Origin of the sequence: Salinimicrobium sediminis, from assembly GCF_900215295.1 — a bacterium.
Lineage (GTDB): Bacteria > Bacteroidota > Bacteroidia > Flavobacteriales > Flavobacteriaceae > Salinimicrobium > Salinimicrobium sediminis.
In genome coordinates this window covers 1400572-1412479 of record NZ_OCMF01000001.1, presented here as the reverse complement: position 1 = coordinate 1412479, position 11908 = coordinate 1400572, and the positions used below count along the sequence as shown (strand labels likewise).

The following is an 11908-nucleotide window of genomic DNA, read 5'->3' as shown; positions in this document are numbered from 1 at the left end:
TTAGAAAAGGCTTAACTGGGAACTGATATCTTTCCTGAATTTTCCGGAAGAGGTACTTAAAATGACATTTTTGAGATACTCACTGGAAGGTTCAATTACCTCAAACTCCCGGGAATCACAGGTGATAAAATATTTTGCCCGGTTCATGGCGATCCCAATGTTCTTTAAGTGCTCCCAATTGAGTTTCCTGAATTTCCTCGCAAGCAGGATCTTGTTTACCGACTTAAGACCAATTCCCGGCACCCTTAGCAGCAAATGTTTATCCACCCTGTTGACATCTACGGGAAATAAATGCCTGTTCCTTAACGCCCAGCTTAGTTTAGGATCTACTTCCAGGTCAAGGTTAAGATGATCTTCATTCAGCAATTCACGGACATCAAAATCATAGAACCGCAACAGCCAGTCTGTTTGATACAACCTGTTCTCTCTTAGCAGCGGCACCTGGCTGCCCATGGCCGGCAGTCTTGAATCATTGGTCACCGGCACATATCCCGAGTAGTAAACCCGCTTCATGTTGTATTTCTTGTAGAAAAAGGTTGCCGAATACATGATATCTCGGTCACTCTCACCAGAGGCACCCACGATCATCTGGGTGCTCTGCCCTGCAGGTGCGTATTTGGGAGTGCTTTTAATGAGCTTGCTTTCCTGCTTATATTGAATGATCTCATTTTTCACCTTTTCCATAGGTTTAATAAAATCTTCATGCTTCTTGTCGGGTGCCAAAAGCTTCAATCCCGATTTGGTGGGGATTTCGATGTTCACGCTTAACCTGTCGGCATATAATCCCGCCTCCCGCATGAGTTCGTCACTTGCCCCGGGAATGGATTTAAGATGAATGTAGCCATTGAAATTTTCCTCCAGTCGTAGCTTTTTTGCCACCTGAATTAATCGTTCCATAGTGTAATCGGCATCTTTAAAGATCCCGGAGCTTAGAAAGAGTCCTTCAATATAATTTCGCCGGTAGAAATTAATGGTGAGATCTACCACCTCCTGTACTTTAAAAGCAGCCCTTTTGATATCATTGCTCTTGCGCGTAACGCAGTAGGCACAGTCGAAGATACAGTGATTGGTGAGCAGGATCTTAAGCAGTGAAACACAGCGCCCGTCCTCGGTATACGAATGGCAAATACCCATTCCCGAAGAATCTCCCAACCCATTGCTGGTGTTCTTTCTTTTGCTTCCGCTGGAAGAACAGGAAACATCATATTTGGCGGCATCGGCAAGGATACTTAATTTCTCCTTTATCCTTTCATAATCCATTTTGCTGAATTTCAGCAAAAATAGGAATTTTTCCTATTCAATGGAATTTTTCCAAGGTTAAAGTTGACTTACCGTATTCAGAAAGCCTTGTCGCAGACCCAGCCATACAAAATTCCAAAATGATCTTTCTTTATTACGCTCAACTTCTATTTGCTTCTCCTCAGCACGTGCTTCTCCTTTATTCTCAACGAACAGGTTAGCTATGGCACTAAAAAATCCTTTTTTTTCTTTGCCTTCCTTTTTGAGCAATTCTACTTTAAGATCATCATAATTCATTTTAAAGTCGCCGGAGAGTATGTTTTCATTTCCGGAAAAATTGAAGTGAATGTCATTGATCTCTCCCCGTGCCTGTAAATCCAGGGCGGGTACTAAAAATGGATCCAGCGCCTCTCCCTCCAGGCTGCCAAAGCTTCCGGAAATACTAAAGCTGTTGTCCATGTCAAAAACAGGAAAGGTCCAGCTAAGGTTCACTGGCGTTCCCCTCATAAAATTAGCTCTTGCCGTGATCTTTGGCTGCGGAATTTCTATAGAACTAAGGTTGTTCAAATTATTTATTTCTGCTGAAACATCAGTAAACCGAATAATTGCAGGTTGCCTGCTCTCCTGCACCTGCTCTTCATAAATTATCTCACTATTCTCCACCAATACCTGCTTAAAATTCAGTTTAACCGGGGCTTTCCGCAGAAGCTCATTATAAAGGGGTTTTCGTCGCACATCATCCTTCACCAGTTTATTCCTGTAGATCTCAAGAATAGCATGTGAAACTGTCATTTTAGAATCTGAAAGAAGCAAAGTATCCCGAAGCTTTTCAACGGCAAAATTCTCCATAAAAATTGAATCCACTTCCAGGGAGATCCTGTCCTTTTCGATCTCAATCTTTTGATCGAACACCTCTTTTGAATAAAAAGGCAAAATCCCAAAGTCCAGAAGCTGTACCCTTCCATTTTTAGCTTCAATATTTCCAATTTGGATGTAATGTTGTGCATTCATTTTAAGGTAAACCGAATCAATATCTGCACGATAGCTCTTAAAATCCGGAGTCCTGAAATTTTCCACGCCTTTCACCTCAATTTCCGGAAAACTGACAAAAAAAGTAACTTCCGAAGTATCAGAATTGCTTCGGCTAAAATCCCCGTTCTTCAGCAAAAAGGATTTTACCGTAAAATTTCGTTTTTGAGAGGTGTCTTTAGAAACACTATCCTTGGAAAAATACCTTATGCTGGGTTCTTCCATCTCAATTTCATCAATGACCAATTGATCTTTAAAAAGAAATTTATAATAAGACAGCCCGCGGAAATTCATTTTTCGAGCGGAAAGTGCAAAAGTTGCCTGCCGGGTTTTTAAGTCAGAAAGACTAAAATTATTGGTAATTACATTTACTCCCAGGCTGGTGTATTCAACAGGTGCTTCGAGCTTTGAAAGCTGATCTTCCACTCTCTGTTTTGCGTAAAAATTCAACAGGGAAATAAGGAGTACTACCCCCGCTATAATAGCTAAAATAGTAAGGAGCACTTTCTTTTTCTTCAAAGGAAATTTTGTTTTAAGGTAAGAATTAAAAAAATAGTCCCTTCAAAATTATCTCTTAAACAGCTAAAAACAAACTCTATTTGTTAATTCGAATGATACAATCTGTCCGGATTTTTTCTAAAAGCTCCTAAATTTTTCACACCGCCGGGTCCCAGTTGTTAATTCTTTACTAATCAACATCTTGTTAAAACATTTTTAACACCTCATATCTTAATTTAGGCCTGTAGGAAAATAAAAATAATCCCCTAAAATCAACCTAATGACCACATTTCAACCCTCCCAAATTATAGAAGAATTTAAAAACTTCATTCATAGTAGTTGTGCTAGTTCTGACCAGGATATAAGCAAATACAGCTCTTTACATAAAGGTATCATTAAAATGTATTTTGCTGCCCGTAAGGTAGAAATTGACTACACAAATCATACGGTTAAAGCAGAAATACCGGTTTCAGATTATGAGTATACTACTGTAAATTTTGAATGCCAGGATCTTGACAGGTTCCTGTCTTCCTGTGTGAAGAGCGATAAACGCAGCCTCAATTTTTATCAAAGCGCTTTAAGTTATTATAACCACGTCCCCGGAGCACTTTCGCAGGTTGCTTAGGGTTAATTGTTGTCATCCAGGTTAAAATATATACAGCTCTGGCTTTCCGGAGCTTTTTTTGTCTCCTTTTCAGAAACAAAAACCCGAACTGATATCACAATTTGGTGGCCCTTGTGTATTTTGTAAAAAACAAAACCCCGAACTCTCGTTCGGGGTTTTTCATTTCAGTTGGCCCACTAGGGCTCGAACCTAGACTCTTCTGGACCAAAACCAGACGTGTTGCCAGTTACACCATGGGCCATTGCTGTAATGCGGATGCAAATTTAAAACAAAGTTTCTCTTGTACAAATATTTTTCAGGATTTAATTAAAATTTTTCCTTCCGCTTTAAAAAGGTCATTTTTTAAACCCTTTTTCCCCGGAAGGAGATTGTAGGAAGCTGCAAGGATTTTTACTTATCCTTCGTTATCAATCTACCCTAAGAAGACCCATAATGCAAAATAACCCGATTTAAATTTCGTTTTCCTTACAATTTCCTATTTATTCTTAAATTCGCCACAGTTCTCAAAATGACCCTTATGACCGATCTCAACTTTACCAGGTGGAATAGAATTCTGGGCTGGTTTGTTTTTCTTATAGCCCTTATCACTTTTTGGTTAACAGTTGAACCCACAGTAAGTTTTTGGGATGCGGGGGAATATATTGCCACTTCCTCCAAACTTGAAGTAGGCCACCCTCCGGGAGCACCTCTTTACCAAATGATGGGCGCATTCTTTTCGGTCTTTGCCAGTGAAGCCTCGCAGATCGCCTATATGGTAAACCTCATGTCGGTTTTTGCCAGTGCTTTTACGATTTTATTTATGTTCTGGTCCCTGGTATTGCTTCTGCTAAAGATTGCCGGGCCTGTTTCTGAAATTTCCGGAGCTAAAAAGATGGCAGTCCTTGGAAGTGCTGCAGTAGGATCCCTTGCTTTCACTTTTACCGATAGCTTTTGGTTTAATGCGGGAGAAGCCGAAGTTTACGCCATGGCTACTTTTCTAATGGCTATCCTTTTTTACCTTGGCCTGCTATGGGAAAGAGACATGTTTGAACCTCGGGGTAACCGGTGGGTGATCCTTATCTCCTTTATTATCGGTCTTTCCTTTGGTGTCCATTTTATGGCCCTGCTCACTATTCCCGCTATTGGCTTTCTCTACTTCTTTAAGAACTTTTCTAAGGTTACTGTCAAAAATTTTATTGTAGCTACCTTGGTTGTAGTCGCTGTTTTGATGTTTATTTTCAAGCTGCTGCTCCCCTATTCCCTTGAATTATTTTCGGCTACGGAAGTTTTCTTCGTTAACACCCTGGGACTTCCCTTCAACTCGGGAACCATTTTTACCGGCCTTGCCCTTATCGCTGCCTTCTACTTCGGAATCAAATATACCCGCAGGAAACAATATTACCAGCTGAATACTTTGCTGCTATGCATCCTGTTTATCTTCATTGGTTTTTCCTCCTGGGTGATGCTCCCCATAAGGGCGAATGCAAATACCGTGATCAACGAAAACAATCCCAACAACGCCCGGGAATTGTTAGCCTATTACAACAGGGAACAGTATCCCGAAACGCATCTTTTCTACGGACCTCAATTTACAGAGCTCTATAGCGGACTGGATGAAAACAATCCATATGTTGATGATAAGCCAAAATATGAAAAAGACGAAGCAGCAGGAAAATACGTGATCGTCAATGATTATAAGAATGCCAAACAAAATACAAATGATGACCATAAGGCAATCCTCCCACGTATGTGGAGTACAGAACATGCTGCGAATTATCTTGATTTCACCGGACCTCTGGATTTTACCATAAAACCGGAATATCAACAAGAAGAGCAGCTAATCGCTGCGGTGAATGAGTTCAAAAGAAATTACAATCAGGGAAATATTGATAACCAGCAATATGATGCCTTTTTAAAACAGTTTAGGGAATACATCAATGTAGACAAACCCTCATTTGGCTCTAATATTGGCTACTTGTTCGAATACCAGTTTGGTTACATGTACTGGAGATACTTCATGTGGAATTTTGTAGGGAGACAGGATGATATTCAGGGAAAATATACAGACCAGAACGGGAACTGGCTTAGCGGCATTGATTTTATAGATGAAGCCCGGCTTGGAAATCAGGACCAGTTACCTTCTGACGCTAAAAACAACCGCGCACGAAATACCTATTTTTTCCTCCCGCTAATCCTGGGACTTTTAGGATTGGTCTTCCAGTTCTCAAGAGATAAAAAGAATTTTTGGGTTTTACTGGTATTTTTCCTCTTTACAGGAATAGCCCTTAAAATTTATCTCAATGAAAGGCCTTTTGAACCACGGGAAAGAGATTATGCGTTGGTTGGCTCCTTTTATGTCTTCGCCATATGGATAGGCTTTGGAGTATATGCACTGTTTGATATACTAAAGGATTATCTAAAACCAAAAATTGCCGTTCCGGTTGCTGTAGTCGCATCATTACTGGCAGTTCCTACAGTTTTAGCTTCAGAAAACTGGGATGACCACAATCGGGCTGATAGATATACCGCCCTTGCCATGGCCAAAATGTACCTGGACAGTCTTGATGAAAATGCAATTATTTTCACTATTGGGGACAACGATACGTTTGCTCTGTGGTATGCGCAGCAAATAGAAGGCTACAGGACAGATGTTAGGGTAGTCAACACAAGTCTGTTTGCCACCGATTGGTATATAGATCAAATGAAGAGAAAAGCATGGGAGAGCGATCCTATTCCCGGGCAACTGGTGCATGAGCAATACAGCTACGGCACCAATGACGCCATATGGTATCAACCCGTTACCCAGGATACCATGAACATTAAGACCTGGATGAGCTGGATCGCGAGCGATGACCCGCGAACTACTGCAGAACTCATGAGTGGTCAAACTGTGAGCACCTTTCCTACCAAGAACATAAGGATTCCGGTAAATAAAGAAAACGTTCTGAAATATGATATAGTAAAACCTCAAAATGCAGATGAGATCGTAGATCATATCGACATAGAACTTTCCGGGGATATACTATACAAGAACAGGCTGCTCATGCTTGACATCATTGCCAATAATGACTGGAAACGTCCCATATATTTTACAGGCGGCAGTTTTGGAGATGACGATTACCTGTGGATGAAAGATTACCTGCAGCTGGACGGGGTTGCCTATAAACTGGTGCCCATAGAAACTCCCGTCAATCCGCAAAATCCTTTTGATATGGGAAGGATCGACGCAGATAAAATGTATGACATCGTGATGAAATGGTACTGGGGAAATTCAGGAGATCCGGATATTTATTACGACCCTGAGACCCGCAAAAACGCCATCACCTATCGCAGTAATCTTGCCCGATTAACGGAAGTTCTCATAAATGAAGGTAAAATGGCAAAAGCCGAAGATATTCTCGACCTCGCTATGGAGAAGATGCCGGTGGAGCATTTTGAATATTACACCTTACTCGAACCCTTCATCCAGGGCTATTATGAAGTTGGGCAAAAAGAAAAAGCCAGGGAGATCTGGCAAGAGGTGGCAAGAAAATACCAGGAAAATCTTACCTACTACAGCTCTCTGGATCTTGACAGGCAGTTCAATCGTGGTAATGAAATAGTGACAGATATTGAGCGTTACCGCAGTCTTGTAGATCTTTTAATCCTTAATGATTCTGAAGAGATCGCCCGGGAAGAAGCAGATGAGTTTAACCAGTACCTCATGCTCTTTAAACATTTCTACGGAAGCTCAGAAGAACCGGAAGAGCTCCCGCAGTCAGACCTGGAACTGTTGCCACAGGAAATTAGGGATTCTCTCTAAGTTTAAGTAAATATGATAGCGACCGTTCCCGGATTCGTGAAATGGATCTTTAAAAATAGGATCTGGGAAGGGCCTGCTGATGAAAAGGCTATTTATCTAACTTTTGACGACGGCCCAATTCCGGAAGTCACACCATGGGTACTGGACCAGCTAAAATCTTTTAATGCAAAAGCTACCTTCTTTTGTATTGGAGAGAATGTACAAAAACACCCGGAAATCTTTAAAAAGATCATTGCTGAAGGTCATAAAGTTGGAAATCACACCTTCAACCACCTCAACGGCTGGAAAACCTCAACTCCGGAATATGTACTTAATACTCTTAAGGCCCGGCAGATTATAGAAAAGAATATTCCGGGTAAAGAACCTGCCAAAAATGCCCTTTTTCGACCCCCTTATGGAAGGATCAAAAGCAAACAGGTAAGGGAGCTTCAAAAAAGAGATTTCAGAATAATCATGTGGAGTATACTGAGTATGGATTACAAGGGAATAACGCCCGAAAAATGTTTTCAGAATGTAATTGATCACGCCAGGCCCGGCAGTGTAATTGTTTTCCACGACAGCTTTAAAGCACAGAAGAATCTCACTAAAGTTTTACCCAGAGTTCTTGAACACTTCTCCGTCCTGGGCTACAGCTTTAAATCGCTGTAAACAAAGCTCATGCTCCAGCACAGGCTGTTAAAAAAGCTATTTCCCCCAACTCTTTTCCTACAGAATTTCCTATCTTCAGGTGCATCTATTCATCCATTAAAAATCCTGCACCTATGAAACGGTATTACAAATTTACGTTCTATTTCTTCCTTTTCCTGTCAATAGTTGTAAATGCACAGATTAACACTCAGGATACTCGCCTCCTTTCCCAACCCGCCATTAGCGGGAACAAGATTGCTTTCATTTATGCAGAGGATCTGTGGGTGGCAAACAGGGATGGTTCAAATCCAAAACGGTTAACGGTAGATGAAGGAGTAGAACGAAGCCCCATTTTTTCTCCCGATGGAAAGACTATTGCCTTTAGTGCGGAATATGATGGTAATATTGATGTTTATGTAGTTCCTTCAGAAGGTGGGGTTCCAAAAAGATTAACCTGGCATCCTTATCCCGATGCGGTACGTGATTTTACACCAGATGGTTCAAAGGTACTCTTCGCCTCTCAACGGGATGTTTTCACCAACCGCTACAGCAGCTTATTTGAGGTGAATATAGAAAATGGCAATGTAACACCTTTGAAGATCCCTAATGCCTATTGGGCCAGCTATAATAGCGACGGCAGCAAAATTGCCTATACTCCTTTGGGGGACCGTTTTGAACAGTGGAAGCATTATCGCGGCGGGACCACTACCAGGATCTGGATCTATGACCCGCAAACATTTGAGGTAACAGAAGTACCAAAACCCGAGGGAGGAAGTAATGACACAAAGCCTCAATGGCTACAGGGAAGACTATATTTTAGAAGTGATCGAGACGGGGAATTCAACATCTACAGCTATGATCCTGCACAAGGCACCGTTTCAAAACATACAAATTTTACAGACTTTCCTGTCATAGATCTTTCAGCAGGAGATGATGAGATCATTTTTGAGCAGGCAGGTTACCTTCACCGACTGAATCCGCAGAACGGGCAGACACAAAAGATCAAAATTGGAATTGCTACAGACCTGCTGGAATTGCGGCCCCGGTTTGTGAGTGGCGAGGAATATGTTCGCAGTGCCTCTGTTTCTCCCTCGGCTGCAAGAGTGGTTATGGACTACAGGGGAGATATTATAACAGTTCCGGCTGAAAAGGGTGATCCAATGAATCTTACCAATACCACAGGAGTTCATGAAAAGTTTCCCGCCTGGTCGCCGGATGGTAAGACCATTGCTTACTTCTCTGATGAGTCGGGAGAATACGCTTTACACCTCTACGACCAAAGCGAGAACAAGATCTTAAAAAAAGTAAAGCCCGATGGAGCAGGATTTTATGCGTATCCACATTGGTCACCAGACAGCAGGAAGATAGCATTTGTAGATAACAGTCGCAGTCTCTACGTATATGACCGTGACAAAGACCGGGTAGAAAAAATAGCATCTGATGTTCTTTATACCCCCGGCGTATTCCGGGATCTTTTTGGGGACTGGGCGCACGACTCCAACTGGATTACCTATACTATAATAACAAACACTCAATTTGAACAAGCTTTTGTCTATTCACTTTCAGAAAAGAAGTCGTGGGCCATATCAGATGGATATTCCAATGTGACCAGTCCCGAATTCGATCCAAGCGGGAAATATTTATACATGCTTGCTTCTACAGATGCAGGACCGGTAGTGAACTGGTTCGATCAATCCAATCAGGATATGGAATTGAGCAGTTCCATGTATCTGGTCACGCTTCAGAAAGACGTGGTTTCTCCGTTCTTTAAGGAAAATGACGTGGAGGTCATTCAGCAACAGGAAAAGGAAGAAGAGAAGAAGAAAAAAGATAAAGAAGAAAATAAGAAGCCGGAGATCAAACCTTTAAAAATAGATTTTGAGAACCTGGAATTCCGTATGGTAGATATTCCCGTGCCTGCGGGAGCCTACACCAGTTTGGAGTCCCCTGCCGAAGGTCAATTGTACTACCTGAGATTTCCCTATCATGAGGATAGCCCCGGGAACCTAAGAAAATATGACCTGATGGAAAAGAAGGATACACTAATTATGCCTGCATCCGGCTATGAAATCTCTGCCAATGGTGAAAAGCTGCTATACCAACTAGACAATAAATTCGGAATTGCCACTTTAGGTCAAAAACCTGATAAGCCGGCTCTGGCCTTAGGAGAAGTTCAGGTAAAGATAGTTCCACAAGACGAATGGCAGAATATCTTCAATGAAGCCTGGAGAGTGAACAGGGATTATTTCTATGACCCGGGAATGCACGGGGTGGACTGGGTAGCTATGAAAGAAAAGTACAGCCAGTTCCTGCCTCATCTTACCACGCGTGATGATCTTTACCAGGTCATGGAATGGATGTTCAGTGAATTGGGAGTAGGTCACCACCGCTTCTCCAGCAGGGGAGATGATTTTGAAAAACCTGATAATATCAAAGGCGGATTATTGGGTGCTGACTATGTTGTGGAGAATGGAAGATACAGAATTAAAAAGATCTATGGAGGTCTCAACTGGAATCCCGATATGCGATCGCCTCTTACTGAGCCGGGGGTAAACATTAAGCAAGGAGATTATATTCTTGCAGTAAACGGCGAAGAAATAACAGCAAAGGACAATCTTTTCCGCTTTTTTGAAAATACAGCCGGTAAACTGGTGAACATTACCGTTAGCTCATCACCTTCTATGGAAAATTCCAGAACAGAAAAGGTCACTCCAATTGATTCAGAATGGGCGCTTAGAAACAGGGATTGGGTAGAAGGAAATATTAAAAAGGTGAATGAAGCTACCAACGGTAGAGTGGCCTATATTTATGTACCCAACACTGCCGACCAGGGCCACGAATATTTCAAGCGATATTTTTTTCCCCAGGCCAATAAAGAGGCCGTTATAATTGATGAGAGATTCAATGGTGGCGGACAACTCGCAGATTATTATATTGACCTGTTAAAGAGACCCCACCAGGCCAACTGGAACTTCAGATATGGGGAAGATCTCAAATCCCCAAGTGCTTCGATCCAGGGGCCCAAGGTGATGCTTATTAATGAAACCGCGGGTTCCGGAGGAGATTACCTGCCCTGGATGTTTAGAAAATTTGATATGGGGACTATTATTGGAAAAAGGACATGGGGCGGACTTGTAGGCGTCTTAGGTTATCCCGAATTCATTGATGGGGGTATTGTAACGGCTCCTAATGTGGCATTCTATACTGAAGAAGGATTTAAAGTGGAAAATGAAGGAGTTGCTCCCGATATTGAAGTAGAGCAATATCCTAAAGAAGTAATTAATGGAAAGGATCCTCAACTTCAAAAAGCAATTGAAGTGGTAATGCAACAGCTAAAGGAAAATCCGCCTAAACAGTTAGAGCGTCCGCCATACCCGATTAAAGCCAAAAATTAAACGAAAAGGGGCTCACGCCCCCTTTTTCGTTTTGCCGGAAATATGAAATAAAAATGGATCCATCCAAATTGCTTGCACATCTTGTTGCTGCAATAGTTAAAGAACTCCCTCTGAATAAAGAGATCATAAGGAAAGAATATTCATATCTGTTATTCCTGTTGTAAATAAAGGATTTATTAAAAGGAAAAAATAAAGCAGCACACTTATAGCATAAATATAGGTAATGGTGACTTTGGTCACTGCACAGATCAAATTTCCTGTTTAGTTTTACGAAGAAGAGATGATGGTACCGGGACTGGCATACAACCTTTCTTCAACCACACAAAATTGAACACCTTAAAAATTCTTACATCATGAAAAGAAACATGGGAACAGCAGATCGTATTGTCAGGTTGATAATTGCTGCGGTGATTGTAGCGCTTTTTTATACTAATGTAATCTCCGGCACCATTGGGATAGTCCTTTTAATACTTGCAGGTGTGTTTGTTCTAACAAGCCTTGTTAGCTTCTGTCCTCTCTATACAATGATCGGACTGAATACCTGCGGAGTCAGGAAACATAAAAAGCCTGCAGCTCATTAACCAAAGGGTTAGTACCTGGAGCACCTGAATGTTAGAAATCCCGGGCAGGAAAAATTCGTTCCCCTACCTCCTGTCCGGGTATGGGTTGGCCATTGACTTTTTTATCCGAAACAATAGCATATTACAAAGCACC

At 41.7% G+C, this 11908-nt stretch carries 7 protein-coding genes and 1 tRNA gene; 5 read left to right on the top strand and 3 right to left on the bottom strand.

Going from position 1 to position 11908, the window contains the following annotated elements:
* Together CRO16_RS06390 and CRO16_RS06385 are read right to left on the bottom strand one after the other, a co-directional pair.
* Nucleotides 1–1260: a putative DNA modification/repair radical SAM protein gene (locus tag CRO16_RS06390; RefSeq protein ID WP_097055464.1), complete on the bottom strand. Its 1260-nt coding sequence runs from the start codon at nt 1258–1260 to the stop codon at nt 1–3.
* A 57-nt stretch (nt 1261–1317) separates the two neighbouring features.
* Nucleotides 1318–2787 (bottom strand): AsmA family protein, encoded by a 1470-nt coding sequence (locus CRO16_RS06385; RefSeq protein WP_097055463.1) that lies wholly within the window; start codon nt 2785–2787, stop codon nt 1318–1320.
* Between the two features lie 259 nt (nt 2788–3046).
* Between CRO16_RS06385 and CRO16_RS06380 the strand changes: the two genes are divergently transcribed.
* Entirely contained in the window at nt 3047–3391 is a 345-nt protein-coding gene (locus CRO16_RS06380; protein ID WP_143544444.1) for a hypothetical protein, read from the top strand.
* A 168-nt stretch (nt 3392–3559) separates the two neighbouring features.
* Here CRO16_RS06380 and CRO16_RS06375 read toward each other — a convergent pair.
* A tRNA-Gln gene (locus tag CRO16_RS06375) sits at nt 3560–3632 on the bottom strand.
* A 276-nt stretch (nt 3633–3908) separates the two neighbouring features.
* On the opposite strand from CRO16_RS06375, the gene CRO16_RS06370 reads away from it, so the two are divergent.
* The 4 genes from CRO16_RS06370 (at nt 3909) to CRO16_RS06355 (ending at nt 11775) form a co-directional block, all read left to right on the top strand.
* Nucleotides 3909–7172, top strand: coding sequence for a glycosyltransferase family 117 protein (locus CRO16_RS06370; RefSeq protein WP_097055809.1), 3264 nt, complete (start codon nt 3909–3911; stop codon nt 7170–7172).
* A gap of 12 nt (nt 7173–7184) precedes the next feature.
* Nucleotides 7185–7820: a polysaccharide deacetylase family protein gene (locus CRO16_RS06365; RefSeq protein ID WP_097055461.1), complete on the top strand. Its 636-nt coding sequence runs from the start codon at nt 7185–7187 to the stop codon at nt 7818–7820.
* 113 nt (nt 7821–7933) lie between these two features.
* Nucleotides 7934–11194, top strand: a complete 3261-nt coding sequence (locus CRO16_RS06360; protein ID WP_097055460.1) for a S41 family peptidase — start codon at nt 7934–7936, stop codon at nt 11192–11194.
* 353 nt (nt 11195–11547) lie between these two features.
* On the top strand, nt 11548–11775 hold the full coding sequence (locus CRO16_RS06355; protein ID WP_097055459.1) for a YgaP family membrane protein: 228 nt from the start codon (nt 11548–11550) through the stop codon (nt 11773–11775).
* Nucleotides 11776–11908: the final 133 nt, after the last annotated feature.